The following is a 26,796-nucleotide window of genomic DNA, read 5'->3' as shown; positions in this document are numbered from 1 at the left end:
ATGGGGGAGAGGGGCTGGCGCCTCAGTGCGCCGCGACGATCGCGATGCCCTTGATCTGCCCCGCGGCCTTGGTCGAGGCCGGCGCCGGATAGCGCTGCGGCCGCAACCGGTGCAGCAGTTCGGCTTCGCGCGCACGCGCCAGCGCGAGGTTGCCGATCTTCACGTGGCCGTAGCCGCGAATCGTCATCGGCAGCGCGGCGATGTCGGCCAGCAGCTTCTGGTCGGCGGCCGCCATGTCCTGCACCAGTTCGTCGAGCCGGGCCTCGAAGTGGGCGATCAGCTCGCGCTCCAGCCGCCGCTCCTGCGTACGGCCGAAGGGATCGAAGGGCGTGTGGCGCAGCGCCTTGCCGCGCGCGAGCACGCGCATCGCCGGCAGCATCCAGGCACCGAAGCGGATCTTGCGCGGTGCCTGGCCGTTCTTCGGCGGTGCGAGGAAGGGCGGCGCCATGTGGAACTCGAGCTTGATCTTCTCGCCCTCGAACTGTTCCATCAAGCTGCGCTGGAAGCTGCCGTCGGTGTACAGGCGCGCCACCTCGTACTCGTCCTTGTAGCTCATGAGCTTGAGCAGGCTGCGCGCCGCGTTGCGCGTGAAGGGCAGCGAGGCATCGCCGCCGAGCGCCGACTCGCGCTGCTGCAGCGCGCGGATGCGGGTCTCGAAGCGCCGCGCCCAGGCGGCGTTCTGGTAGCCCGAGAGATGCGCCACGCCGCGCGCGATGATGGCCTCGAGGTCGTTGCCGTCGGCCGCGTTCGCGAGGTCCATCGCCGACGCGGGCTGCAGCGTGTCGCCCAGGCGCTTGAGCCCTTCGGGATCGGCCGCGGCCATGCGACCCAGCGCGAAGGCCAGGCGGTTGGCGGCGACCGCCACGCCGTTGAGTTCGATGGCGCGCATCAGCGCCTCGAAGCCCAGTGGCACCAGGCCGAGCTGCCATGCATAGCCCACGGCGAGGATGTTGGCGGCCAGCGTGTCGCCGATGAACTCCTCGGCCAGCGCCTGCGCGTCGAAGGTCTTCACTTGCTCCTCGCCGGCCGCGAACTGCAGCTTCTCGAGCAGCAGGTCGATGTGCAGCTCGGCGTCGGGATTGCGCAGCGACTCGGCGACCGGGATCTCGTGCAGGTTCGCGAGGATGCGCGTGCGGCCGTGGCGCACCGCCTGCAGCGCCTCGGGCGAGGCACCGACGACGAGGTCGCAGGCCAGCACGGCATCGGCCTGCTGGGTGTCGATGCGGGCCTGGTTCAGGCGCTCGGGATGGCTCGCCATGCGCACGAAGCTCAGCACCGAGCCGCCCTTCTGCGCGAAGCCCATGAAGTCGAGCACGCTCGCGGCCTTGCCCTCGAGGTGCGCGGCCATCGCGACCAGCGCGCCCACGGTCACCACGCCGGTGCCGCCGACGCCGGTGACCAGCAGGTCGTAGGGCGCGTTGTCCCAGTCGTGGCCCGGGGGCTGCGGAAGCGCGGCGGCGCGCGCCAGCACGGCGTCCTTCTCGCGCTGCAGCGCGCCGGCCTTGCGGCGCAGCGAGGCGCCGGTCACGCCCACGAAGCTCGGGCAGAAGCCCTGGGCACACGAATAGTCCTTGTTGCAGTGGGTCTGGTCGATCTGGCGCTTGCGGCCCAGCGGCGTCTCGTGCGGCACCACGGCCACGCAGTTGCTCTGCACCGTGCAATCGCCGCAGCCTTCGCACACCGCCTGGTTGATGAACAGGCGCTTGGGCGGATCGGCGAGTTCGCCCTTCTTGCGCCGGCGGCGCTTCTCGGCGGCACAGGTCTGCTCGTAGATCAGCACGGTGACGCCCGCCACCTCGCGCAGTTCGCGCTGCACCGTGTCGAGCAGGCTGCGGTCGTGGAAGCCGGTGCCGGCCGGGAAGCGGTCCTTCTGGCCGTCGTACTTGCGGATGTCGTCGCTGACCACCACCACGCGCGCCACGCCTTCCGATTCGACCTGGCGCGCGATGGCGTCGACGGAGATCACGCCGTCCACCGGCTGGCCGCCGGTCATCGCGACCGCGTCGTTGAACAGGATCTTGTAGGTCATGGTGGCCTTGGCCGCCACCGCCTGGCGGATCGCCAGGTAGCCCGAGTGGTAGTAGGTGCCGTCGCCGAGGTTCTGGAACACGTGCGGCACGCGCGTGAACTTGGAATGCGAGATCCAGTCCACGCCCTCGCCGCCCATCTGCACCAGGCCCGCGGTGCCGCGCTCCATCCAGCTGGCCATGAAGTGGCAGCCGATGCCGGCGCGCGCGGTCGAGCCCTCGGGCACCTTGGTGCTGGTGTTGTGCGGGCAGCCGGCGCAGAAGTAGGGCAGGCGCTTGACCGCATCGCTGGCGTTGGCCAGCAGGTCGGGCGGCGTGAAGTCGCGCACGCGCTCGGTCGGGCGGCCGATGCCGTCGGCGCCGCCGACGTGGCGCTCGAGCCATTCGGCCACGCGCTCGATCAGCCGCGAGGGCCGCAGTTCGCCGAGCGCCGAGATGAAGGGGCGGCCGTCGCGGTCGTGCTTGCCGACCAGCGCCGGGCGTGCGTCGGCCGGCGCGTTGTAGAACATGTCGCGCAGCTGGCTCTCGACGAAGGCGCCTTTCTCCTCGATCACCAGCACCTCGGCCAGGCCCGCGGTGAAGGCGCGCATGCGCGTCTGCTCGAGCGGGAAGCTCAGGCCCACCTTGTAGATGCGCACGCCGGCCGCGGCCAGGCGCTCGGTGGAGATCTCGAGGCGGCGCAGCACCTCCATCAGGTCGTAGTGGGCCTTGCCGCAGGTCACGATGCCGACCCGGGCCTCGGGGCTCTCGACCGCCACGCGGTCGATGCTGTTGACGCGCGCGAACGCGGCCACCGCCTCGTGCTTGTCGGCCAGCCGCGACTCGATGCGCAGCGAGGGCAGGTCGGGCCAGCGGTAGTGCAGGCCGTCGGCCGGCGCGCGGTGGCCGGTGGCCTCGCGCACGCCGTCGGCATCGAGCCAGGCGGCGCTGCGCGCGAGGATCAGGTCGAGGTCGACCGTGCTCGAGCTCTCGACCACCTCCGACAGCGCCGGCATGCCGACCCAGGTGCCCGAGTAGCGCGAGAGCGCATAGCCGTAGAGCCCGAACTCCACCAGCTCGGCCACGTTGGCCGGCTGCATCACCGGCATGCCCCAGGCCGCGAAGGCCTGGTCGGACTGGTGCGGCATCGACGAGGACACGCAGCCGTGGTCGTCGCCCGCCACCACCAGCACGCCGCCGTTGGGCGAGGCGCCGTAGGCATTGCCGTGCTTGATCGCGTCGCCCGCGCGGTCCACGCCCGGGCCCTTGCCGTACCACATGCCGAACACGGCCTCGACCTCGCGCTCGGGATCGGACTCCACACGCTGGGTGCCGAGCACCTGGGTGGCGGCCAGCTCCTCGTTGATGGCGGGCACGAAGCGCACGCCCTCCTGCTCGAAGCGGCTGCCGGCCTTCCAGATCGCCTGGTCGACCATGCCGAGCGGCGAGCCGCGGTAGCCGCTGACGAAGCCGCGGCTGTCGAGGCCGCGCGCGGCATCGCGCTGGCGCTGCATGCACAAGAGGCGCACCAGCGCCTGCGTGCCGGTGAGGAAGACCACGCCCGAGTTCGCCCAGAGGTTGTAGTCGAGCTGGTAGCCCGGACGGGCGAGGGTGGTCGTGGCGGCGGTTTCGGCGGCGCGGGTGGGGGCTGCGGCCGAAGAGAGGTCATTCGAATTCATTGCGAGATTGTTGTTCTCGCTCAGGAGGAATATTCTCTTGAATCACTACAGGGTGACCCTGGAATCAGGAATATCCATCTCGAAAATCGCCATGAACGACGAATTCATCCCTCTCGACCATCATTCGCTGCGCATCCTCGACGAGCTGCAGCGCGACGCGCGCCAGACCGTGCAGCAGATCGCCGACGCGGTGGGGCTGTCGCCCACGCCGTGCTGGCGCCGCATCAAGGACATGGAGGCCAGCGGCGTGATCCGCGGCTACACGGTGATCGTCGACCGCGAGAAGGTGGGGCTGAACCTCGCCGCCGTGACGGAGGTGAACCTCGACCGCCACAGCGAGGCCAAGGTGCGCGACTTCGAGCGTGCCGTGGCCGCGAGCCCGCAGGTGGTGCGTTGCGCCTCGGCCACCGGGCCGGCCGACTACATCCTCACGGTGCTGGTGCCCGACATCAAGCACTACGAGCAGTTCCTGCACACCACGCTGTTCGAGCAGGCCGGCGTGACGCACGTGCGCTCGGCGATCGTGCTGCGCGAGGTCAAGGCCGATGCGCCGCTGCCGATCGACATGGCGTCGACCGCGGCGGGGCCGCGGCGCAGGGCGCGCGGCTGAAGCGGCGCGCCCAAAGAAAAAGGCCGGGGCGAACCCCGGCCTTCCGTCGTGTCTGAACGACCCGCCCGTCGAACGCCGAAGCGCTCGCCGGGCGAGAGGCAATTACATGCCCATGCCGCCCATGCCACCCATGCCGCCCATGTCGGGCATGCCGCCGCCGGCAGGAGCGTCGTCCTTCGGAGCGTCAGCCACCATGGCTTCGGTCGTCAGCAGCAGCGAGGCCACCGAAGCGGCGTTCTGCAGCGCGGTGCGGGTCACCTTGGTCGGGTCCAGGATGCCCAGCTCGAGCATGTCGCCGTACGAGTCGTTGGCGGCATTGAAGCCGTAGTTGCCCTTGCCGGCCAGCACCGCGTTCACCACCACCGAGGCTTCGCCGCCGGCGTTGTTCACGATTTCGCGCAGGGGGGCTTCGATGGCCTTCAGGACCAGCTTGATGCCGGCGTCCTGGTCGGCGTTGTCGCCCTTCACGCGGTCGCCCACGGCTTGCTTGGCGCGCAGCAGGGCCACGCCACCACCGGCAACCACGCCTTCTTCCACTGCAGCGCGGGTGGCGTGCAGGGCGTCTTCGACGCGAGCCTTCTTTTCCTTCATTTCGACTTCGGTGGCAGCGCCGACCTTGATCACTGCAACGCCGCCGGCCAGCTTGGCCACGCGCTCTTGCAGCTTTTCACGGTCGTAGTCGCTGGTCGCTTCCTCGATCTGCACGCGCACTTGCTTCACGCGGGCTTCGATGTCGGCAGCAGCGCCCGAACCGTCGATGATGATGGTGTTTTCCTTGCCCACTTCGATGCGCTTGGCCTGGCCCAGGTCGGCCAGCGTCACCTTCTCGAGGGTCAGGCCGACTTCTTCGGCGATGACCTTGCCGCCCGTCAGGATGGCGATGTCTTCGAGCATGGCCTTGCGGCGGTCGCCGAAGCCAGGCGCCTTGACGGCCACGACCTTCAGGATGCCGCGGATCGTGTTCACGACCAGCGTCGCCAGGGCTTCGCCCTCGACTTCTTCGGCAATGATCAGCAGCGGACGACCGGCCTTGGCGACTTGTTCCAGCGTGGGGAGCAGGTCACGGATGTTGCTGATCTTCTTGTCGAACAGCAGCACGAAGGGGTTGTCGAGCAGCGCCGATTGCTTCTCGGGGTTGTTGATGAAGTAGGGCGACAGGTAGCCGCGGTCGAATTGCATGCCTTCGACGACGTCCAGTTCGCTGTCCAGCGACTTGCCGTCTTCGACGGTGATCACGCCTTCCTTGCCGACCTTGTCCATCGCGTCGGCGATGAGCTTGCCGATGGTTTCGTCGCTGTTGGCCGAGATCGAGCCGACTTGAGCGATTTCCTTCGACGTGGTGGTGGGCTTCGAAGCCTTCTTCAGCTCTTCGACCAGGGCCGTCACGGCCTTGTCGATGCCGCGCTTCAGGTCCATCGGGTTGATGCCGGCGGCCACGTACTTGAAGCCTTCGCGCACGATGGCTTGTGCCAGCACGGTCGCGGTGGTGGTGCCGTCACCGGCGTTGTCCGAAGTCTTGGAAGCCACTTCCTTCACGAGCTGGGCGCCCATGTTCTGCAGCTTGTCCTTGAGTTCGATTTCCTTCGCGACCGACACACCGTCCTTGGTCACGGTGGGGGCGCCGAACGAGCGCTCGAGCACCACGTTGCGGCCCTTGGGGCCCAGGGTCACTTTGACCGCGTTGGCCAGGATGTTCACACCCTCGACCATGCGTGCGCGGGCTTCTCCGCCGAAGACGACGTCTTTTGCTGCCATGTTTGTTTACTCCGAATAGGATGGGTGGATTACTTCTCGACGACCGCGAACAGGTCGTCTTCCTTCATGACGAGCAGCTCGTCGCCATCGACCTTGACGGTCTGGCCGCTGTACTTGCCGAACAGGACGCGGTCGCCGACCTTCACGGTCAGGGCCGACAGGTCGCCCTTGTCATTGCGCTTGCCCGGGCCCACGGCCAGGACTTCACCCTGATCGGGCTTCTCGGCGGCGGCGTCGGGGATGACGATGCCCGAGGCAGTCTTGGTTTCGCTGTCGATACGCTTGACGATCACGCGATCGGCCAAAGGACGAAGTTTCATTGCATCTCCTGGATAAGAAACTGGGTGGTGGTTTTTTGGGCGCCCATCCTGCAGGACCGGTTGCCCGTCGACTGGAGGCGAGGCTTGTTAGCACTCAACCACAGCGAGTGCTAATCATAAGGGCAATCGCCGGGGTTTCAAGCGCCGGGGCGGGTTGCGCGGGAAGTCGGTTGCCACGATTCAATATTTCAACGATGATTGAAATATGGAAGAAGAAGCCGTCATCCGCGCCCTCATGGCCCTCGCGCAGAGCGTGCGCCTGCGCGTGTTTCGCGCGCTGGTCGTGGCCGGCCCGCAGGGCATGACGCCCGGCGCGCTGACCGAAACGCTGGGCGTTCCGGCCACGGGCCTGTCGTTCCACCTCAAGGAGCTGGGCCGCGCGGGCCTCGTGTCGCAGGAGCGGCAGGGACGCCACCTGATCTACCGCGCCTCGTTCGACCAGATGAACGGGCTGCTGGCCTATCTGAGCGAGAACTGCTGCCAGGGGCAGCCCTGCGAAGTCGATGCGCAAGGCGCGTCCTGCGACTGCTGACGGTCGGCGCCGCATCGTTTCCTCGCCCCATGCTCACCGCCGTTCTCATCTTTCTCGCGACCCTGGTGCTCGTCATCTGGCAGCCCCGCGGCCTCGGCATCGGATGGAGCGCCGCGCTGGGCGCACTGGTGGCCCTGGCCCTCGGCGTGGTGCATCTGCCCGACGTCGTGCGGGTCTGGCAGATCGTCTGGAATGCCACCGGGACCTTCATCGCCGTGATCGTCATCAGCCTGTTGCTCGACGAGGCCGGCTTCTTCGAATGGGCCGCGCTGCACGTCGCGCGCTGGGGCGGCGGCAACGGCGGCCGGCTGTTCGCCTTCATCGTGCTGCTCGGCGCGGCCGTCTCGGCGCTGTTCGCCAACGACGGCGCCGCGCTGATCCTCACGCCGATCGTGATGGCCATGCTGGTGGCACTGGGCTTCACGCCGGCCACCACGCTGGCCTTCGTGATGGCGGCCGGCTTCATCGCCGACACCGCGAGCCTGCCGCTGATCGTGTCGAACCTCGTCAACATCGTCTCGGCCGACTTCTTCGGGATCGGCTTCAACGCGTATGCGGCGGTGATGGTGCCGGTCAACCTCGCGGCGGTGGTCGCCAGCCTGCTGGCCTTGCTGCTCTACTTTCGCCGCGACATCCCCGCGCGCTACGACGCCAGCCGCTTGAAGCGCCCGGCCGATGCCATCCGCGACCCGGCCACCTTTCGCGCGGGCTGGGTCGTGCTGGCGCTGCTGCTCATCGGCTTCTTCGGCCTGGAGCCGCTCGGCGTGCCGGTCAGCGCCGTGGCGGCCGTTGGCGCGCTGCTGCTGCTGGCCGTGGCGGCCCGCGGGGAGGTCATCGCCACGCGCAAGGTGCTGCGCGGCGCGCCCTGGCAGATCGTCGTGTTCTCGCTGGGCATGTACCTGGTGGTCTACGGCCTGCGCAATGCCGGCCTGACCGAGCAGATCTCGACGCTGCTCGACGTGTTCGCGCAAGGCGGCATCTGGGGCGCGGCTCTGGGCACGGGCTTCCTGGCGGCCGCGCTGTCTTCCGTCATGAACAACATGCCGACGGTGCTGATCGGCGCGCTCTCCATCGATGCTTCGGGCGCCACCGGCGTGGTGAAGGAGGCGATGGTCTACGCCAACGTCATCGGCTGCGACCTGGGCCCGAAGATCACGCCGATCGGCAGCCTCGCCACCTTGCTGTGGCTGCACGTGCTCGCGAAGAAGGGCATCACCATCGGCTGGGGCTACTACTTCAAGGTGGGCGTCGTCATGACGGTGCCCGTGCTCGCCCTGACCCTCGCCGCGCTCGCACTGCGCCTGAGCTTCGGCTGATCTGCTTTCTCACCAGCGACATCCCTCCCATCCATGAGCGACATCACGATCTATCACAACCCCGACTGCGGCACCTCGCGCAACGTGCTCGCGCTGATCCGCAACAGCGGCGAGGAGCCGACCGTCATCGAGTACCTCAAGCATCCGCCGGACCGCGCAACGCTCGAGCAACTGGTCGCCGACATGGGCATCGGCGTGCGCGACCTGCTGCGCCAGAAGGGCACGCCCCACGACGAGCTCGGGCTGGCCGATGCGAAGTGGACCGATGCGGAACTGATCGGCTTCATGCTCGCGCACCCGATCCTCATCAACCGCCCGATCGTCGTCACGCCGTTGGGCACGCGCCTGTGCCGGCCATCGGAGGCCGTGCTCGACCTGCTGCCGCACGCCCAGCGCGGCGCGTTCTCGAAGGAAGACGGCGAGCCCGTCATCGATGCGAAAGGCCAGCGTGTCGCCAAGCCCTGACCTGCCGAACCTGGATGCGGAGGCCTTCCGGCTGCCGGACCCACAGCAGCTGTGGCCCGCCGAGCGCTCGACGCACGCGCCGCGCATCCTGCTGCTCTATGGCTCGGTCCGCGAGCGCTCGTACAGCCGCCTGCTGACCGAAGAGGCCGAGCGGCTGCTGCGCGCGCTGGGCGCGCAGACTCGCGTCTTCGATCCGCGCGGCCTGCCGCTGCCCGACAGCGAACCCGAGGACCATCCGAAGGTGCAGGAGCTGCGCGCGCTCGCGCAGTGGTCCGAAGGCATGGTCTGGTGTTCGCCGGAGCGCCACGGCGCGATGACCGGCATCATGAAGGCGCAGCTCGACTGGATACCGCTGTCGGTCGGTTCCGTGCGGCCGACCCAGGGCAAGACGCTGGCCGTGATGGAGGTGTCGGGCGGCTCGCAGTCCTTCAATGCGGTGAACCAGCTGCGCGTGCTCGGGCGCTGGATGCGCATGATCACCATCCCGAACCAGTCCTCGGTCGCCAAGGCCTACCTCGAGTTCGACGAAGCCGGGCGTATGAAGCCCTCGCCGTACTACGAACGCGTGGTCGACGTCATGGAGGAGCTGGTCAAGTTCACGCTGCTGACGCGCGACTGCGCCGGCCATCTGGTCGACCGTTACAGCGAGCGGCGCGAGAGTGCCGAGGCCCTGTCGCGGCGCGTGAACCTGCGAAGCATCTAGGAGTCTGCGCGGCAGAAGCCGCATCGGCTGCAACGCGCGAGAAAACGGTCCATCGCGGCGATCCCGCCTGCGCCCATAGCCCAGCTATGGGCTTGTCGGTATCACCACGCTGTCCTCGTTTTTCGCGCGTTTCGCTTCGATGCCTTCTGCCGCGCAGACTCCTAACGCCGTGCCTTGCCGGGCGCGGTCCAGCCCGACGGCAGGGCCGGCGCGCCCGCGACCAGCGCATCCCAGAGATGGCGCGACGCGTTCGTGTGATGGCGCGTGCGCGAACGCACGAGGCAGGCCTTGCGCTGCAGTTCGACGCAGTCGATCGGCACCGCGTCGTGCACCGCCAGGCTCGATGCGGCCGCGGCGTTGAGGATCGCGACCATGCCGCTCTCGCGCGCGGCCGCCACCAGGTCTTCGAGCGCATCCGATTCGAGCCGGACCTGCGGCTTGAGGCCCTGCGAGGCGAAGGCCGCGTCGAGCTCGCGGCGCATCATGTATTCGCTCGGCAGCAGCGCGAGCCTGCAGGGCGCGAGCTGCGCCAGCGTGAGCCGCCGCGCGCGCCGTGGCGGGGCGCCGACGGCGACGGCCCGCTCGACGAAGCATTGCGCGATCTCGAGGTCGGCATGGGGATGCGGATCGAAGCTCACCGCGAACTCGAAGTCGCCGCGCAGCACGCCTTCCTCGAGCGCGTGCGCGGTGCGCCGCCGCAGCGCCACGGACAGCGCGGGCCAGCGCGCCTGCGCCGCGCGCATCACCGGCACCACCCAGCAGGCGCCGTAGGACTGCACGAGTCCCACGCGCACCAGGCCCGAGATGGTGTCGGCCCGCTCGGGCACTTCGCGCAAGGCCGACTGCAGCTCGAGCAGGCTGCCCGCGATGCGGCGTTCGAGTTCGTGCCCCGACAGCGTGGGGACCGCGCGGCCGCCGGTGCGGTCGAACAGCGGCACGCCCAGCACCTGTTCGAGCAGCGCGATCTGTTCCGACAACGCGGGCTGCGAGATCGAGCATTCGCGCGCCGCCTCGTTGAAGCTGGGCGCGCGCATCGCGGCGCTGAAGTAGCGCAGCTGCCGCAGCGAAACGAGCTCGAGGGGATCGCGTGCGCGCTGGGCGCGGCTGCTAGGGCGTGCGGTCATGGCGATCGGATTATCCGATGGGGTATGCCGAAAAATGCGATTTGCCGTGGCCGGCGCATGCTCTGAAACTGCTTCCCAAGACGAGACATCAGGAAGCACCGATTCATGCAGCGACGAAATTTCCTCCAGGCCAGCGCGGCCCTTGCGATCCCCGGCCTTGCCGGCGCATCGCACGCACAGGCCTTTCCCTCCAAGCCGATCCGCATCGTCTGCCCGTATCCCGCCGGCGCCACCACCGACGCGATCTCGCGCCTGATGGCGCATGCGCTGCAGACGGAGAGCGGCGCCACGGTGCTCGTGGACAACCGCGGCGGCGCGGGCGGCAACATCGGCACCGAAGCCGTGGCGCGCGGCGAGGCCGACGGCCACACGCTGCTGCTCGCGGCGCTCGGCCCGATGGCGGCGAATGCGGCGCTCTATCCCAAGCTCAACTACGACCCGGCCAAGGACTTCGCGCCGCTGGCCTGGGCCGCGTCGGTGCCGCTGGTGATGGTGGCGCATCCCTCGTTTCCCGCGCCGAACCTGCGCGCGGCGCTCGAGGTGCTGCGCAAGGCGCCGGGCCGCTACTCCTACGCCTCGGCGGGCAACGGCACGCCGCAGCACCTGGCGGCCGAACTCTTCAAGCGCGAGGCGCAGGTGTCGATCCTGCATGTACCGTACCGCGGCTCGGCGCCGGCGCTCAACGATCTGATGGGCGGCACCGTGCAACTGCTGTTCGAGGCCACGCCGGCGGTGCTGCAGCACATCGTGTCGGGACGGCTCAAGGCGCTCGCCGTGACCAGCCCCGCGCGCATCCCCGCGCTGCCCGAGGTCCCGACGCTCAAGGAGAGCGGCGTCGATGCGCAGATCGGTGGCTGGTACGGCTTCGTCGCGCCCGCGGCCACGCCGAGCGAACGCCAGGCCTGGTTGGTCGATCACATGGGCCGCGCGCTGGCGCAGAAGAACACGCGCGACAAGCTCGCGGAACTGGGATCGATCGCCGTCGACAGCTCGCCGCAGGCCTTCGCGCGGATGATGGCCGGCGAGCGCATCCGCTGGCAGCAACTGATCCGCGAGGCCGGCATCAAGCTGGATTGAGGTCGCGCGCCATGCCCCACATCGTTGTCGAGGCATCGCCTCCTCTGCTCGCGGCCATCGATTGGCCGCAGACCCTGCGGACGCTGCACCGCGCGCTCGCGGACAGCGGATCGGCCGCGCTCGGCGATCTGAAATCGCGCGTGCAACCCATCGTGGCCGAGCTCTGCGGCGACGAGCCCGGCGCGCAGCAACTGATCGCCACGCTGGTGCTCACGAATCCGCGTGCGAGCGAGGTGAGCCAGCGGATGGCCGACACCGCGTTCACGGTGCTGTCCCGCGCGGTCGAGGCGCTGTCGCCCGGCCAATGGGTGCAGTGCTGCGTGTTCCTGCGCGAACACCCCAAGGCGAACTACTGGAAGCAGCAGTGGAACCCGCCGTCGAACCCCCACCATCCATGAAAGGGATCCTCCAGATGAACGCCAACCCCTCCATCGGCAGCCTCGAGCGCCGCAACATCCTGCGCGGCGGCGCGGGCACGGTGGCGGCCGCCGCGCTGTCCGGCCTCGCGGCCGGCGAAGCGCGGGCCCAGGCGCGACCGAAGGCCGCAGCCACGGCCGGCACCGGCCGCCACTGGCCGAACGGCGCGCGGCTCGTGATCTCGGTGTCGATGCAGTTCGAGTCGGGCGCGCAGAGCGAGCACGACAACGGCTCGCCGTTTCCGCCCATGGATGCGAAGTACCCGGACCTGCCGGCGCGCACCTGGTTCGAATACGGCGTGCGCGAAGGCATCCCGCGGCTGCTCGACCTGTGGGACCGGCATGGCGTGAAGGTGACCTCGCACATGACCGGCCAGGCGGTCGAGCGCAACCCGCAGCTCGCGCGCGAGATCGTGCAGCGCGGCCACGAAGCCGCCGCGCATGGCCAGACCTGGACCCCGCACTGGGACATCTCGCCCGAGCAGGAGCGCGCCTCCTACCAGGCCAACATCGATGCGCTGGTCAAGGCCACCGGCACCCGGCCCGCGGGCTACAACGCGTTCTGGCTGCGCGGCACGCCACGCACGCTCGGCATCCTGCAGGAACTGGGCTTCACGTACCACATCGACGACCTCTCGGCCGACGAGCCGATGACGACGCAGGTCAACGGCAAGCCCTTCGCGGTGGTGCCCTACACGCTGCGCATGAACGACATCGCCCGCTTCGGCGCGGAGGGTCCGCTCACGGCCGCGGCCTTCGGCCAGGAGCTCAAGGACGAGTTCGACCAGCTCTATGCCGAGGCGGCCGGACGCCGCCGGATGATGTCGATCTCCACCCACGACCGCATCGGCGGCACGCCCGCGCGCGTGAAGGCGCTGGGCGAGTTCCTCGCCTATGCGAACAAGCACCCGGGCGTGGCCTTCGAACGCAAGGACCGGATCGCGCAGTGGGCGCTGTCGATGTCGGGCGTGCCGAGCCGCACCTATTGAGCGGGAGCCCCGGCTCAGGGACTGAAGAGGAGCAGCCCGAAGATCGCGAACAGCGCCAGGTGCATCCAGCCCTGGACCGCCGAGGTCTTCTGGCCGTTGAAGCTCAGCATGCCCAGCGCCACGGTGGCGATGTAGAGCACCGTCTCCATGTTCGAGATGCCCATGATCACCTGCTTGCCGGTCACGAGGCCGATCACGAGCACGGCCGGCACCGTCAGTCCCACGGTGGAGACGAAGGCGCCCAGGCACAGGTTGATGGCGCGCTGCATCTCGTTGTTCATCGCGGCCTTCACGGCCGTGATGGACTCGGGCGTGAACACGATGATGGCGATCAGGACGCCGCCCAGGGCGGTGGGCGCGCCCGCCGCCGCGATGCCGTAGTCGGTGACCACCGCGAGATGGTGGGCCAGCAGCACGATCGGCAGGATCAGCGCGATCAGCAGGGCCGAGCGCAGCACGAGGAACTTCGTGTCCGTCCGCGCGGGCTGGGGCAGCAGGCCGACGGCATGGCGGGCCGGATCGGCATCGACGCCCGGTGCGGGTTCCATGTAGAGCTTGCGATGGCTTCGCATCTGCAGGCCGAGGAAGACCGCGTAGACCACGGCCGTGACCGCCGTGATGCCGATGGCCTGGAAGGTCGTGAACTCGCCCGCGCCGCTCAGGTACTTCGGCAGCACCAGCGCGATGCTGGCCAGCAGCACCACCATCGACAGGTACGAGGCGGTGCCCTGCGCGTTGTAGCCCTGATGGCCGTTGCGGCCGTAGCCCGCGATCAGGCACAGGCCCATCACGAGGTTCATGATGATCATCATGACGGCGAAGATCGAGTCGCGGCCGATGGTGGGGAAGTCGCCCGGCCCCAGCAGCACGGAGGCGATCAGCACCACCTCGATCAGCACGATCGACAGCGTGAGGATCAGCGTGCCGTAGGGCTCGCCCAGCGCATGCGCGAGATGGTCGGCTTCCTTCACCACGCCGAAGGACGCGGCCAGGATCGTGACGAACAGCGCCGCGAACGCGATGCCCGCCGTGACCGGTGTCATCGAGGGGCCGAGCCAGCCGGCGCCGAAGACGGTGAACGCGCCGACGACGGCCCAGGCGGCGATCAGCAGCAGCCAGGTCGATGGCGGAACGGAAGGTTGGAGGGCAGCGCCCGGAGGCGGCAGTTTGCGAGGAGTGACCATGGTTGAACTTCAGCAGAAGCGCAGGGTCGTCCCCGAACGGTGATCGCGTCTTGGAGTCGTCCCCAAAGGCGAGCGCGGCAGGCGCGCTGGAGGCACTCTATCACAGGCAACACCGGGTGAAAGGCGCACCGTCCGCGGCCCAACGCCATCAAGTTGCATTGCCCAGCGCGGGGTGCACCAGGGTGGCCATGAGGCCGTCCAGGCTCTTCTCGACGCGTTCCATGTCGAGCTTCGGCTCGCGCACCGCGCGAATCAACAGGCCCTCGACGAAGCATTCGAGCGTGAGGACGCGGATCCCGATCTCCTGCTCGCTCAAGGCCGCGCCGGACTTGCCGAGGAGATCGCTCAGCCAGTCCGCCAGCGATGTCCTGGCTTCTCCGTCCACCTTGGTGATCTGCTGCGCGATCGCTTCGTTGCGCGTGCTCTCGGCGCTCATCTCGAGGATCAGCGTGGCGCTCGGCACATCGGGATCGCCCGCCAGCCAGCGGCGCAGGTATTCGCAGATGCGCGTGGTCACGACCTTCGGCGGCAGGCCCACCAGGTTCACCCCGTTGCCGGTGCTGATCTGCTGGTGCATGAGCGCGAGAACGATCTCTTCCTTGCTCGCGAAGTAGCGATAGATCAGCCCCGGGCTCATCTGTGCCGCTTCGCTGATGCGGGCGATGGTGCCCGCATGCAGCCCGTCCTCGATGAAGCACTCCCTGGCGGCCTTCAGGATCCTCTGTCGCTGCGACTCCGCCCGCAGTTCGCTCTTGGGGGACGAGCGCTTGGTCGTGCTATTCACTCGGGAATTCCTTGAGGGTGGTGTTGCATGAGGGGGTGGCGTCGACGTTCATGAAAGTCTTGAAAGTATAAACATTCATTCATGTTGTGAGGGGTGCCGGTCGCTGGCAAGGGGGATTGGCGCCATTCCCGGCACCGGACCGAGCCATCTTTCACGAAGAGGGACGTTGCCGACAATTTGATGACGCAGAAGCAAAGTATCGAGAACTAGTTCCGGTTTTCGCGTGAATGTTGTTGCTTTCCCCTAGGAATCAGGCGGACTGGGCCCTCCAGAAAGAGCCAGTAGGTTAACCTAAGAAAAAATGAATATTCACTCTCTTCAATGCAACAGATTCTGTCTGTTCAGCATGCGTCGAAAGGATTCAAGTGGTACAGGAAACAGGGATGAAGCAAGCGGGCGGTGCGCACGATGAAAGTTCATCGCGCAACCGCATTCTTTCGGTGGCGGCCACGTGCTTCGCGCAGCGTGGCATCCGGGCCGTATCGATGGTCTGCATCTGCGATGCGGCCGAAACGAGTCCTGACGAGATTCGTCGCCACTTCGCGACCAAGGACGACATCGTGCTGGCCTTGCTCGACCGTCTGCAGGGGCTGGGGCTCGGCAGCCTGACGGAGCTCACCCCCGAGGCCGTGGCGGCCTTCGTTTGCGACCGGATGCGCTGCTGGCGCTCCACCGGCGCGGCAAACGCGGCATTCATGCTGGAAGCGGTCGCGGAGGGCACACGCCGGGCACGCGTGGCCGGCGCCAACGCGCAGGCCGTGATTCGCGAACGCCAGGCGCTCGTCGCCCTGTTGCAGGCCCGCCTGCGCCAGGCCAACCGCTCTTTGCCCGAGGCGGAGATTCGCGGCCGGGTGTTTGCGTTGCAATGCTTCGTCGAAGGCGTGGTGCTGCGCGCGTCGCGCGAGCCTGACATGGACCTCGATGTGGTCCGCGAAAGCGTCCGGCGCTTCGTGGCCGAGCTGGTCCCGAGCTCCGAATCGGCGGCGCCTGGAGCGTACGCATGAGCCCGACGACGAACGCCGGGCTCTCGAACCCGGGATCCATCTCCTCGCTGGCGCTGGTCTTCGGCGACGACCGCAACCGAGGCGCGTTGCGCGATGCACTCGATTCGCAGGGGTTCGCCTCGGCGGCCTTCGATTCGGTGCAGAACCTGTGGGACTCGCTGTCCTCGGGCCGCCGCTACGACGCGCTGATCGCCTGTGCCGACAAGGCGTGGAGCCCGCGACGCTGGGTGAATCTGCGCAGCATGGTGAAGCTGCCGATCCTCGTGGTCGTCTCGCGCGATGCCCTGGAGCTCGCGTCCACCTTCGACGACGAATCGATCAACGGCGAACGGATCGAGTTCGCCACGGCGCCGGTGGACGGTGCCGAACTGGCCATGCGCCTGCGGCTGCTGCACTCGCGCAGGAACGGCACCAACGCGCCGCCGGTCGAGGAAGACCTGATCTGGGGCAGCTTCCATTTCAAGCGGCAGGCGCGCGTGGTGCTGGTCGATGGCGTGGAAGTCCGCCTGCAGCCACGCGAGTTCGAGGTGGCGCTGATCCTGTTCCAGAACCTCGGCAAGGTCATCGGCCGTGCGGAGATCGAAGCGCAACTCTTCGACCGGCCCGCCAGTCCCGGTTCGCGGGTGCTCGACGTGCACGTGACCCGCGTGCGAAGAAAGCTTTCGCTGGGGCCGGAGAAGGGGGTGAGGCTGTTGACGATCTATGGGGTCGGCTACCGCCTGGTGGCCCTGAATCCCCCCTCGGAAGCGCGGTCAGGGTGACGGTATTGGTGTTTTGCAGACGCAGGAGACAGTATGTTTTGGCAGGGTTCCATCTCTCGTGGCTTTCATGGCGGTCATGCGCGCGCGTTGTCGCGCAAAGCCGAAATGCCCCAGAGCGACAAATGGAGTGTTTCGACGCACCGCATCGAGATGGACTCCGAAGAAGAGCGCTGCGCTGAGCAGCCATTGCAGATTGCGCTGCTGGGCGACGATACGGCACAGGCCGAGGCGCTCGCCAGCTTGCTCGTGGACCTCGGCTATTCGATTCGCACCATGGCGCTCGACGTTCATTCCGTCGAGAAGGACGACACGGGAAATGCCGGCCTGTTCGTCCTCGACCTGCACCGTTTCTCCGCCGAGAAGGCCTGCCTGTTGATCGAGCGTATCCGTGCGCGGGTCGGTGTCTTGCCCCCCGTCCTGCTCCTGAGCACGGAACTCCGTGAAGACGTCATCGCCACCCTGTATGCGGCCGGTGTCGACGATGTCCTGCCGAGGCCCGCGCATCGCTCCGTGTTCGCGGCGCGCATACAGGCGCTGGCCCGGCGCGCCTATCCGCACCTCGAGCTCCCCAGCGATGTATTGCGCGTGGGTGTCTATGCCATCGACCTTCCCGCGCGTCATCTCTGCCTGTACGGCCAGCCGGTCAAGTTGTCGCGCCGGGAGTTCGATCTGGCGCTGTATCTGTTCCGCAATGTCGGCAAGCTCGTCACGCGAACCATGCTCGAAAAGGCCATCTGGGGCCGGGAACTCGGTATCGATTCCAAAACGCTCGACACGCATATCTACCGATTGCGCGTCAAGCTGAAATTGCAGCCCGAGAACGGGGCGCAATTGGCAAGCGTCTATGCGCAGGGATTCCGACTGGTGCGCGTCGTGACATCGAGTGGCGATCGATCGGAGTCCGAATTGCCAGTCATACCTTAGTTGCAATATTGAACAATTGTCAAAGTTCAATTTTTGACGTGTTTTTCCTGAATAGACTTCGCTCCGCCATCTCGGCACTGGTCTCTTAATTTATCAATCTAATTTCCTAGGAAATACAAATGAATCAATTCACGATCGCAAAGATCGTCGCTGTCGCCGCGTTGGGTGTCGCCGCCCAGAGCGCTTTCGCGATCGATGGCACTGTCAACTTCAAAGGCAAGATCATCGAGGCGCCTTGCTCCATCGCTGGCGAGAGCAAGAACCAGAACGTGGAACTGGGCACCATTTCCACCGCCTACATGGCCACCGCGGACGGCACCAAGTCCACGCCGGTGCCCTTCGTGATCAAGCTGATGAACTGCGGCGAAACGGCCACCGGCGCCACGGTGACGTTCAGCGGACCGCCCCATGCCGACAACTCCGCGTATCTGGCCGTCGGCCTGGGCGAAACCGACCCGGCGGCCGGCGTCGGGATCGAAGTGCTCGACTCCGCCGGCAGCCAGATCGCGAACAACGCGGCGTCCGCCAACTACAGCCTGGGCAAGGGCGACTTCTCGCTGCAGTTCAAGGCTGGCTACGTGACGACCAAGAAGGACACCGTCAAGAGCGGTTCGGGCAACGCCGTCGCGAACTTCACGATCGCCTACAAGTAAATCCGGAACCCGTCCGGCGGCAGCCGGATGGGATGTTCCAACCGGATACGGCCCGCTCCTTCACGGGCCATTTTTTCCCTCTTCTTCTTTCTTCTTCTTGGCGCCGGACCGGCTCGCCGCGCACATGAGGCGCGTCACGCGCCGCCTGGGCCGCGCATCGGGGAATTCCATGCTTTTCAAAAACGCGCTGCGCTCGGCAGGTGTCACGTTGATGGTGGTCGGCTTGCTGGGTGTGCATATCGCGCCGGCCGATGCCGCCGTCATGCTCGGTGGGACCCGCGTCATCCTCCACGAGAAAGACCGCGAAGCATCGATCTCGATGAAGAACGAAAGCGGTTCGCCGTATGTCGTGCAAGCCTGGATCGATGCCGGCGAAGGCAAGAACAAGACACCTTTCCTGGTCACGCCGCCTCTTTCGCGGCTGGACCCCGGCGTGGAAAACATTCTGCGCGTACTGCGCACATCCAAGGATCTTCCCGCCGACCGCGAATCGGCGTTCTGGCTCAACGTGAAGGAGATTCCCGAGAAGGCGCAGGAAGACAACGTGCTGCAGATCGCGGTGCGCACGCGCATCAAGCTGTTCTATCGGCCCACGGCCCTGCGCGATGGCGATCCGGCGGCCGCCCGGAACCGGTTGAAGTGGGCCATCGTGGCGGGGCAGGACGGCAAGGGCGCCGCATTGAAGATCGTCAATCCGACACCCTATCACGTCACCTTCACCTATCTCCATGTCAATGGAAATCAGCAGGAGATCAATCCCGACATGTTGCCGCCGATGGACGAGCGCATCTATCCGCTGAACAGCATCACGGAACCGCAGGCTGTTTCCGTGAAGTTCACCACGATCAACGACTTCGGAGGCCAGACCCCCCAGGAAAGCGTCCGCGTTCCCGCGGCGAACGAGCCCGTGGAACTCCAGCCTCAAGCCGCGGCAACCGACAAGCGGCCATGACGTCACGGAGATGAATGTCGTGAGTGCCTCCGTCCCCCCTCGAAATGTTCGAAAGCACGCGCTTTCGGCCATTGCGCTCGCGCTCGTGACACACGCCGGCCATGCGCAGAAGCCGAAGGAAAGCATCTTCAACGAGAAATTCCTGACCATCAACGGCGACCAGGCGAACGCCGATCTTTCGATGTTCTCGTTCGGCAACCAGGTGATGCCCGGCGGCTACATGGTCGAAATCATCCGCAATGGCGCCCCGCTGAGCAAGGCGGAGGTCCGCTTCGATGCGGTGGAAGGCAAGCGCGATGCCGTGCCCTGCCTCACGGTGGACCTGCTGCGCAGTTCGGGCGTGAACGTGGAGGTCTTCTCCAGCCTGTCGACGCTGCCGCCCGAAAGCTGCGTCGACCTGAATGCCGCGGTGCCGGAGGCCACGGCCACCTACGACGCAGGCCAGCAGCGGCTGCTGCTGAGCATTCCCCAGGCGGCCCTGAAGCGTTCGGCCCGGGGCGCGGTCGAGCCGTCGAAATGGGACCATGGCATCAGTGCCGCCATGCTGGACTACCAGCTCAGCGTGTCGCGCAACCATGGATCGAACGGTCTCTCCTACCGAGGTCCGACCACGGCCGGCGCCTTCGGCGGCGAGAAGGTCGAGCGCAACACGTTCTACGCCTCGGTGCTGGGAGGGTTCAACCTCAGTGACTGGCGTTTTCGCCACCGCTCCAACTACGACCGCGGCTTCGATGCCAAAGGGCGCTGGCAGGCCGTCCAGACCTACGCGCAGCGCGATCTTCCTTCGATCGGCGGCCAGCTGCTGATCGGCGATGGCTTCACATCGGCCGAGCTGTTCGACGGCTTCCAGTTCCGAGGCGTGCAGGTGGCCTCGGACACCGCCATGCTGCCGGACAGCCTGCAAGGCTATGCGCCCACCATCCGGGGCGTGGCGCAGACCAATGCCCGCGTCACGGTGAAGCAGAACGGCTACATCATCTACAACACCTATGTCGCGCCCGGCCCGTTCGCGCTGGACGACCTGTACCCGACTTCATCGGGGGGCGACCTGGAGGTGACGATCACCGAGGCCGACGGCCGCGAGACGCGCTACATCCAGGCCTTCGCCGCGGTGCCCACGCTGCTGCGCGAAGGCACGTGGCGCTACAGCGCCACCGCGGGCCAGTTCCGCAGCGGTGACGAGCGCTACAGAGGCAACGCCGAGCGCCCCTATTTCGTCCAGGGCACGCTGGCGCGAGGCCTGCCGAAGGATTTCTCCGTCTATGGCGGCGCCACGCTGGCGCGCGGCTATCAGGCCGGGATGATCGGCTCGGGCAAGAACATGTATGGCCTCGGCGCGGTGTCGCTGGACCTCACGCATGCCCGAACCGAAGGCCAGGGCGATCAGACCCTCAGCGGCCAGTCGCTGCGGGCCCTGTATTCCAAGACGATCGATGACACGGGCACCACGTTTCGCATGGCCGGCTACCGCTATTCGACGAGCGGCTTCCGGACCTTCTCCGAATCGGTCGAGATGCGCTATGCGGCGGAGAACCAGTTGCCCTTCTTCAATCGGCGCAGCGAGGTGCGGCTGGACCTGGCGCAGCCCTTGGGAGAGTGGGGCTCGTTCTACGCGTCGGCCCGGCAGCAGAGCTACTGGGGCAGCGACCGCAAGGACAAGCTCGTGCAGGTCGGCTATTCCGGCAGCTACGGGCGGGTGGGCTACAACATCTTCTACAGCCAGGTCTCCAACCTCCGGGGACCGGCCAATCGCCAGGTCATGCTGACGCTGTCGATTCCGCTCGGATCGAACGTCAATGCGAGCTACGCCGTCTCGCGCAACAACCAGGGCCGTGTCACCCATCAGGCGGGGGTTTCCGGCAGCGCATGGGACGACTTCCGCCTGACCTACGGCCTGACGGTGGACCGCTCCAACGAGGACGGATCGAATGGCAGCGCGAACCTGAACTACAAGGGACGCAGCGGCCAGGTGAACCTGAGCCACAGCCAGGGCCAGGGCTATGGCCAGACCAATATCAGCGTGGCGGGCGGCCTGGTGGCGCATGGCGAAGGCGTGACCTTGTCGCAGCCCCTGGGCGAAACCATCGCGCTCGTGCGCGTTCCCAAGGCCTCGGGCGTGGGCATCGAGTCGCAGTCCGGCGTGAGCACCGACGGCACGGGCCATGCCGTCGTGCCCAACCTCACGCCCTATAGAAACAACCGCCTTGCATTGCTGACGCAGGACCTGGACGACAAGGTCGAAGTCAAGCATGCCGCACGCGAGGTCGTGCCCACGCGAGGCGCCGTGGTGCTGGCGCCGTACGAGACCTCGGTCGGCTATCGGCTGATGTTGACGCTGACCAATCCGCAAGGCCGGCCGCTCCCCTTCGGCGCGCGCATCGACAACGAGGCGGGGCAGGAAGTGGGCGTGGTCGGGCCCGAGGGCCAGGCCTACGTGACCGGCGCGGGTGAGACGGGCACCTTGAAAGTCATCTGGGGCGACCGTGCCGGCGCGCAATGTCAGGTCAGCTATCGCGTACCTGCTCAGGACGTTGCGGCGCCCATCCACGAAATGAAGGAGATCTGCCGATGAGCGCGCTTTATCGTTGCTTTCTCGGGTTCGGTGCTCTGGCGGGGTTGAGCATCGCGTCGGGCAGTGCGTTCGCGAACTGCGAATACAGCACCAACATGAACAAAGGCGCACGCACGTTCAATGTGTCAGGAACGACCACCGCATTGCGGACGGCAAAGGTCGGTGAGACCATTTTGAGCAGCAATGTCATCAAGTTTTCAAGCTATCCATTCTGGATTGGTCAGTGCAATAAAACGGCCGCGGGCGTTCGTGCCGTGCTTTCACCGCTTCGGGGCGCACTGGTGCCTGGACTGTCTCCCCCGACGTACTCGACCAATATCGACGGCATCGGCTACAGAGTGAAGATAGCGGGAAGCAATATCGATCTCAATGACACCTACACCGGAAATTGGCCGACCACTACGTCATCCGTTTATATCGGATGGACAGGAGTGATCATCGATTTGGTCAAGACGGCGCCAGTCGTCGGAAACGGGTTAATTGCTGCCGGCGAATATGCTCGTTTTCATACAAGGGGGGACTCTACGCAGCAGTGGTTCACCGCGAACATCGGCACCGTGAGGATCCTCGCGCCCACCTGCCAGATCACCACGGCGACGCAGAACCAGACGGTCTCGCTGGGGGATGTGCGAATGAATCGCTTCTCGGGCGTGGGCAGCACGGCGGCGGAAAAAACTTTCAATATCGGCGTGGCTTGCGATGTGTCGGAGCATCAGCAGGGCAATACCGTGTCTCTGATCCTCGAAGGGACGGCGGATCCGTCGGAAAAGCCTGGCGTGCTCCAGCTCTCTTCCGATGCCGACAAGGTCGCCGTCGGCGTGGGTATACAGATACTCGACGGCAAGACCAACACGCCGGTGAAATTCGGCCAGCCCGTCGCGATCGGCAATTCCGCGGCTGGCACGATCGACATGCCGTTCAAGGCGCGCTACTACCAGACGGCCAAGGACATCGTCCCCGGTCAGGCCGACGGCATGGTCACGTTGACGCTGGCCTACAAGTAAGCAGGGGCGGCCGGCTCGCGCGGCAACTTCACAGCTGATCCGTCGGCACGAACCACGAGAACAGCAGCAGCTGAAACCGCGTCAGCATGCTCGAATCCGGCTCGCTGTCGAGCACCTCGTTGTTGACGTCCCCCGTGCCGATCCACTGCACGTTCTCGCCATCGGGCTTGAGCACGACGCGGTAGACGCCCTCGATGTCGTCGAGCTGGTAGGCATAGAGCAGGGCCTGGGTCAGGTCGAAGCTGCGCACGCGCACGCCGAACTCGGTGTTGAGCAGGGCCGAGCGCGGGTCGAGGTTCATGGAGCCCAGCATCACCCATTCGCGGTCGATCAGCGCGAGCTTGGCATGCAGCCGGCCGCGCGCCTTCTTCAGCAGGTCGCGGAACTGGCCGCTGCGCTTGAGCTGCTGGGTGCTGACTTCGTAGAGCTCCACGCCGAGCTTGAGCATGTCGACGCGGTAGCGGTTGTAGTTGATGTTGACCAGCGGCTCGTCGCTGTCGGCCAGCGAGTTGGTGATCACGCTGACCTGCACGCCGCGCCGGCGGCCTTCGCGGATGCGTGCCATGCCTTCGTCGCCCGGGATGAAGTAGGGCGAGATCACGAGCACGCTCGAGCGCGCGGTGGCGGCCAGTTCGTGGAAGCGCTGCGCCACCGATTCGGTGGGATGGCGCATCACGCCGAGCGCTTTGTTGGGGCTGTCGGCGCTGGCGTGTGCGTCGGCGCGCATCCATTGCAGGGTGGGAATGTTCAGCAGCTGCAGGCCCAGCGGCGGGTCGCCGAGCACATCGCCGTCGCCCGGTGGATCGGGCCAGGGCGCGAAGCGCAACGAGGTGGCGGTTTCGAAATCGGCCTTCAACACGGCCGGCGTGCGGTGGTTGATGGCCACGGTCTCGATCGGATAGACGACGTCGCTGTTCCAGTAGGTGTCGAAGACCGCGGCCGATTCGGCCACCACCGGGCCGGCCATCAGCAGTTCGAAGTCGATGAAGTTGGCGACTTCGCTGCGCAGGAAGTATTCGTCGGCGAGGTTGCGCCCGCCCGCGATGGCGATGGCGCCATCGGCCACGAACAGCTTGTTGTGCATGCGGTGGTTGAGCCGCCGGAAGTCGCCGAGGAACTCCATCCAGCGCGTGGCCGAGTGGTCGCGCGCATTCACGAAGGGGTTGAACAGCCGCACCGAGGCGTTCGACTCGGTCGCCAGGCCGAGCAGCAGCGGGTCCATGCCGGAGGTATAGAAGTCGTCGAGCAGGAGCCGCACGCGCACGCCGCGGCGCGCGGCATCGCGCAGTTCGCGCAGCAGCAGGCGGCCGGTCTTGTCGTTGCCGAGCTGGTAGGTCTGCACGTCGAGCGAGCTCTGGGCGCGGCGGATCAGCTCGAGCCGCGCATCGAGCGCGAACGAGGCCTCGATCAGCGGCCGCACGCTCGACAGCCCGTCGCGCGGCGCATCGAGATGGGCCGCGGCGCGGCCGAGCAGGGTGGCATTGGAGGCCGGGATGGCGAGCACCGGCGTGTCGGCGGCCCGCGGCGGCAGGCCGGCACAGCCCGCGAGCACGAAGGCGGTCGCCAGCGCGAGCAGCCATGCCGCGGCGCCGCGCAGGGCGAGGAACCGGGAGGCGAGGGTGGTGTGCATGACGGCGGACGCGCGAATGTTGCAGGGGCGGCGGACGAAGCTTGACGGGACTATCCCGCGCCTGGCGCGCGCCGATGCTAGCTGTGTTGCGCCGAAACCACGAGTCGCAAGATCAGGCGGCACCCCTTGGACCCACCCGGATTTGGCGGAAATGTGAATTATTCCGTTTTAGAATGAGAATGGTTCTTAATATCTAGAGGAGTGGAGTCGGAATGGCGGTCTTGTTGACGCAGCGCAATGCCTTGGCGCTGATGGGGTGTCTGGCGATCTACGCGAACCAGCAGGTGCTGGCGCAAACGGCCGCCACGACGGCACTGCCCGAAATCCGGGTCGAGGCCCCGGCCGAAACGGCGACCACGCCGGTGAACGGCTACCGCGCGAGGAATGCGGCGACCGCCACCAAGACCGACACGCCATTGGCTGAAACGCCGCAGTCGGTGACGGTCGTGACCCGCGACCAGATCCTGGACCAGGGCGCCACCAACCTGCAGGATGCGCTCACTTACGCAGCCGGCGTACGCTCCGATGCCTACGGCCTGGACTCGCGCTCCGACAGCTTCCTGGTGCGCGGCAGCGATGCCTCGGTCTACCTCGACGGGCTGCAGCTCTTCTCTGCGGGCTGGTACACCGCGACCGCGCGGCCCGACCCCTACACGCTCGAGCGCCTCGAGGTGCTGCGCGGCCCGTCGGGCATGCTGTTCGGCGCCGGCACGGCGGGCGGCGTGATCAACATGGTCAGCAAGCGGCCGCAGACGCAGGCCGCGCGCGAAGTGGGCGTGCAGTTCGGCTCCTGGGGCCGCAAGCAGATCCAGGCCGACCTGACCGGCCCGCTGACGGCCGACGGCGACTGGTCGTACCGCCTGGTGGCGCTGCAGCGCAAGGCCGACACGCAAGTCGACTACGTGCCCGACGACCGCACGCTGGTCATGCCCTCGCTGACCTGGCGCCCGAGCGCCGCCACCTCGCTGACCCTGCAGGGCCTCTACCAGAAGGACAAGACCGGCAGCACCTCGCAGTTCCTGCCGTGGCAGGGCACGATCCTGCCGAACGTCAACGGCAAGCTGCCCGTGAGCCGCTTCATCGGCGAGCCCGGCGACGGCTACGACACCGAGCGCAAGACCTTCGGCTGGCTGTTCGAGCACCAGTTCAACGACAACTGGTCCTTCCGGCAAAACTTCCGGATGTCGCGCACCTACAACGACTCGCACTACCACTATGCGGACTTCTTCTCCATCCCCGGCGGCTGGGGCATGGACCCGATCGGCCAGCGCGTGATCGGTCGCATCAACGACAAGTCGCTGACCTGGACCCGCATGACGGGCATCGACAACCATGTCGAGGGCCACTTCGACACCGGCGCCCTGCGCCACACGCTGCTGGTGGGCGCCGAGTACTCGCGCCAGCGCCAGGACAAGTACGAAGGCTCGGCCTACAGCGCCATCGACGCCTACACCCCGGTCTATGGCCTGGGCTACGTGCCCGTGACCGACCTGAGCTGGAAGCCCCGCACCACGCAGCGCAATGCCGGCGTGTACCTGCAGGACCAGATGAAGCTCGACAACTGGATCTTCGTCGCGGGCCTGCGCTACGACCGCAGCACGGCCGGCACCGAAGGCAGTGCCTCGGAGACCACCACCGCCACCTCGCGCCGGCTCGGCGTGATGTACACGCTGCCCTCGGGCTGGGCACCCTACCTGAGCTACACCGAGTCGTTCACGCCGCAGGCCGGCACGGATGTCAACGGCCGGCTGTTCAAGCCGCTGCGCGGCGAGCAGGTCGAGGCCGGCGTCAAGTACCAGCCCGCGGGTTCGCCGACCAGCTTCACGGCCTCGGTCTTCTCGCTCAAGGAAAAGAACCGCACCGTCTTCGACAGCACCAACCCGAACTACGGCCGCCAGGTCGATTCGAGCAAGAACAAGGGCCTCGAGCTCGAGCTCAAGACCACGCTCGCGCGCGACCTCGACCTGATCGCCAACTACACCTACATCGAGGTCGATCCCAAGCTCACCGACACGCCGCGCAACCAGTTCTCGGTCTGGGGCAAGTACCGCTTCGCCGTCGGCGGCATCACGGGCTTCTCGGCCGGCGCCGGCGTGCGCTACATGAGCGGCTTCCGCGACATCGAAAGCACGGGCGCGGGCCCGCGCGTGCCGTCGGTCGCGCTGCTCGACCTGATGCTGGCCTACGAGTCGGACAAGTGGCGCTATGCGCTCAACATCAACAACGTGACCGACAAGATCTACTTCAGCACCTGTCTGGCCCGCGGCGACTGCTGGTACGGCACGCGCCGCAACGTGGTCGCCACCGCGACCTACAAGTTCTGAGGTTTTTCGAGC

23 protein-coding genes are annotated in these 26,796 nt (G+C 66.9%); 16 read left to right on the top strand and 7 right to left on the bottom strand.

Going from position 1 to position 26,796, the window contains the following annotated elements:
- Positions 1–22 precede the first annotated feature (22 nt).
- On the bottom strand, positions 23–3,685 hold the full coding sequence (locus tag BM109_RS32115; protein WP_093352129.1) for an indolepyruvate ferredoxin oxidoreductase family protein: 3,663 nt from the start codon (positions 3,683–3,685) through the stop codon (positions 23–25).
- A gap of 91 nt (positions 3,686–3,776) precedes the next feature.
- Here BM109_RS32115 and BM109_RS32110 point away from each other — a divergent pair, with 91 nt between their 5' ends.
- Positions 3,777–4,295 (top strand): Lrp/AsnC family transcriptional regulator, encoded by a 519-nt coding sequence (locus BM109_RS32110; protein ID WP_057597712.1) that lies wholly within the window; start codon positions 3,777–3,779, stop codon positions 4,293–4,295.
- Positions 4,296–4,397: 102 nt separating this feature from the next.
- On the opposite strand, the gene groL is transcribed toward BM109_RS32110, so the two are convergent.
- Both groL and BM109_RS32100 read right to left on the bottom strand, forming a co-directional pair.
- The gene (gene groL / locus BM109_RS32105; RefSeq protein WP_057597713.1) at positions 4,398–6,050 is read right to left on the bottom strand and encodes a chaperonin GroEL; all 1,653 of its coding nucleotides are present in this window, start codon (positions 6,048–6,050) and stop codon (positions 4,398–4,400) included.
- Between the two features lie 29 nt (positions 6,051–6,079).
- Positions 6,080–6,370, bottom strand: coding sequence for a co-chaperone GroES (locus tag BM109_RS32100; protein WP_057597714.1), 291 nt, complete (start codon positions 6,368–6,370; stop codon positions 6,080–6,082).
- A 205-nt stretch (positions 6,371–6,575) separates the two neighbouring features.
- Between BM109_RS32100 and BM109_RS32095 the strand changes: the two genes are divergently transcribed.
- The 4 genes from BM109_RS32095 to arsH are packed head-to-tail and all read left to right on the top strand — an operon-like array spanning position 6,576 to position 9,386.
- The gene (locus BM109_RS32095; protein WP_093352126.1) at positions 6,576–6,902 is read left to right on the top strand and encodes an ArsR/SmtB family transcription factor; all 327 of its coding nucleotides are present in this window, start codon (positions 6,576–6,578) and stop codon (positions 6,900–6,902) included.
- Positions 6,903–6,931: 29 nt separating this feature from the next.
- Complete coding sequence (locus BM109_RS32090) at positions 6,932–8,218, top strand: arsenic transporter (protein WP_093352123.1); 1,287 nt, start codon at positions 6,932–6,934, stop codon at positions 8,216–8,218.
- Positions 8,219–8,251: 33 nt separating this feature from the next.
- Positions 8,252–8,683 carry an arsenate reductase (glutaredoxin) gene (gene arsC / locus BM109_RS32085; RefSeq protein WP_057596046.1) on the top strand — a complete coding sequence of 144 codons (432 nt, stop codon included), beginning with the start codon at positions 8,252–8,254 and terminating at the stop codon, positions 8,681–8,683.
- A complete protein-coding gene (gene arsH / locus BM109_RS32080) occupies positions 8,652–9,386 on the top strand; it encodes an arsenical resistance protein ArsH (protein WP_093352121.1) in 735 nt (244 codons plus the stop codon). The genes arsC and arsH overlap by 32 nt, the downstream gene beginning before the upstream one ends.
- Positions 9,387–9,547: 161 nt before the next feature.
- Here the strand turns inward: arsH and BM109_RS32075 are convergent, their stop codons facing one another.
- On the bottom strand, positions 9,548–10,510 hold the full coding sequence (locus BM109_RS32075; RefSeq protein ID WP_093352118.1) for a LysR family transcriptional regulator: 963 nt from the start codon (positions 10,508–10,510) through the stop codon (positions 9,548–9,550).
- A 105-nt stretch (positions 10,511–10,615) separates the two neighbouring features.
- Here BM109_RS32075 and BM109_RS32070 point away from each other — a divergent pair, with 105 nt between their 5' ends.
- The 3 genes from BM109_RS32070 to BM109_RS32060 are packed head-to-tail and all read left to right on the top strand — an operon-like array spanning position 10,616 to position 12,992.
- On the top strand, positions 10,616–11,587 hold the full coding sequence (locus BM109_RS32070) for a Bug family tripartite tricarboxylate transporter substrate binding protein (RefSeq protein ID WP_093352116.1): 972 nt from the start codon (positions 10,616–10,618) through the stop codon (positions 11,585–11,587).
- A gap of 11 nt (positions 11,588–11,598) precedes the next feature.
- Positions 11,599–11,985: a 5-carboxymethyl-2-hydroxymuconate Delta-isomerase gene (locus tag BM109_RS32065; RefSeq protein WP_093352112.1), complete on the top strand. Its 387-nt coding sequence runs from the start codon at positions 11,599–11,601 to the stop codon at positions 11,983–11,985.
- A gap of 14 nt (positions 11,986–11,999) precedes the next feature.
- Positions 12,000–12,992 carry a polysaccharide deacetylase family protein gene (locus tag BM109_RS32060; RefSeq protein WP_093352110.1) on the top strand — a complete coding sequence of 331 codons (993 nt, stop codon included), beginning with the start codon at positions 12,000–12,002 and terminating at the stop codon, positions 12,990–12,992.
- Between the two features lie 14 nt (positions 12,993–13,006).
- Here the strand turns inward: BM109_RS32060 and BM109_RS32055 are convergent, their stop codons facing one another.
- Both BM109_RS32055 and BM109_RS32050 read right to left on the bottom strand, forming a co-directional pair.
- Positions 13,007–14,176 carry a calcium:cation antiporter gene (locus tag BM109_RS32055; protein WP_093352107.1) on the bottom strand — a complete coding sequence of 390 codons (1,170 nt, stop codon included), beginning with the start codon at positions 14,174–14,176 and terminating at the stop codon, positions 13,007–13,009.
- A 148-nt stretch (positions 14,177–14,324) separates the two neighbouring features.
- Complete coding sequence (locus BM109_RS32050; RefSeq protein ID WP_093352105.1) at positions 14,325–14,960, bottom strand: TetR/AcrR family transcriptional regulator; 636 nt, start codon at positions 14,958–14,960, stop codon at positions 14,325–14,327.
- Between the two features lie 383 nt (positions 14,961–15,343).
- Between BM109_RS32050 and BM109_RS32045 the strand changes: the two genes are divergently transcribed.
- The 7 genes from BM109_RS32045 (at position 15,344) to BM109_RS32015 (ending at position 22,830) form a co-directional block, all read left to right on the top strand.
- Complete coding sequence (locus tag BM109_RS32045; protein WP_093352103.1) at positions 15,344–15,964, top strand: TetR/AcrR family transcriptional regulator; 621 nt, start codon at positions 15,344–15,346, stop codon at positions 15,962–15,964.
- Positions 15,961–16,725: a winged helix-turn-helix transcriptional regulator gene (locus BM109_RS32040; RefSeq protein ID WP_093352100.1), complete on the top strand. Its 765-nt coding sequence runs from the start codon at positions 15,961–15,963 to the stop codon at positions 16,723–16,725. The genes BM109_RS32045 and BM109_RS32040 overlap by 4 nt, the downstream gene beginning before the upstream one ends.
- A gap of 33 nt (positions 16,726–16,758) precedes the next feature.
- A complete protein-coding gene (locus BM109_RS32035; protein WP_093352096.1) occupies positions 16,759–17,649 on the top strand; it encodes a response regulator transcription factor in 891 nt (296 codons plus the stop codon).
- A gap of 119 nt (positions 17,650–17,768) precedes the next feature.
- Positions 17,769–18,302 carry a fimbrial protein gene (locus BM109_RS32030; RefSeq protein ID WP_093352093.1) on the top strand — a complete coding sequence of 178 codons (534 nt, stop codon included), beginning with the start codon at positions 17,769–17,771 and terminating at the stop codon, positions 18,300–18,302.
- 124 nt (positions 18,303–18,426) lie between these two features.
- On the top strand, positions 18,427–19,254 hold the full coding sequence (locus BM109_RS32025; protein WP_256222903.1) for a fimbrial biogenesis chaperone: 828 nt from the start codon (positions 18,427–18,429) through the stop codon (positions 19,252–19,254).
- Positions 19,255–19,264: 10 nt separating this feature from the next.
- Positions 19,265–21,826 (top strand): fimbria/pilus outer membrane usher protein, encoded by a 2,562-nt coding sequence (locus tag BM109_RS32020; protein WP_093352091.1) that lies wholly within the window; start codon positions 19,265–19,267, stop codon positions 21,824–21,826.
- A complete protein-coding gene (locus BM109_RS32015; protein ID WP_177239509.1) occupies positions 21,823–22,830 on the top strand; it encodes a fimbrial protein in 1,008 nt (335 codons plus the stop codon). The genes BM109_RS32020 and BM109_RS32015 overlap by 4 nt, the downstream gene beginning before the upstream one ends.
- Positions 22,831–22,858: 28 nt before the next feature.
- On the opposite strand, the gene BM109_RS32010 is transcribed toward BM109_RS32015, so the two are convergent.
- Positions 22,859–24,460: a phospholipase D-like domain-containing protein gene (locus tag BM109_RS32010; RefSeq protein ID WP_093352086.1), complete on the bottom strand. Its 1,602-nt coding sequence runs from the start codon at positions 24,458–24,460 to the stop codon at positions 22,859–22,861.
- Between the two features lie 212 nt (positions 24,461–24,672).
- On the opposite strand from BM109_RS32010, the gene BM109_RS32005 reads away from it, so the two are divergent.
- A complete protein-coding gene (locus BM109_RS32005) occupies positions 24,673–26,784 on the top strand; it encodes a TonB-dependent siderophore receptor (RefSeq protein ID WP_093352083.1) in 2,112 nt (703 codons plus the stop codon).
- Positions 26,785–26,796: the final 12 nt, after the last annotated feature.

The sequence above is a fragment of the Variovorax sp. PDC80 genome, assembly GCF_900115375.1.
Classification (GTDB): Bacteria; Pseudomonadota; Gammaproteobacteria; order Burkholderiales; family Burkholderiaceae_C; genus Variovorax.
This window is presented reverse-complemented; position numbering and strand designations above follow the sequence as displayed.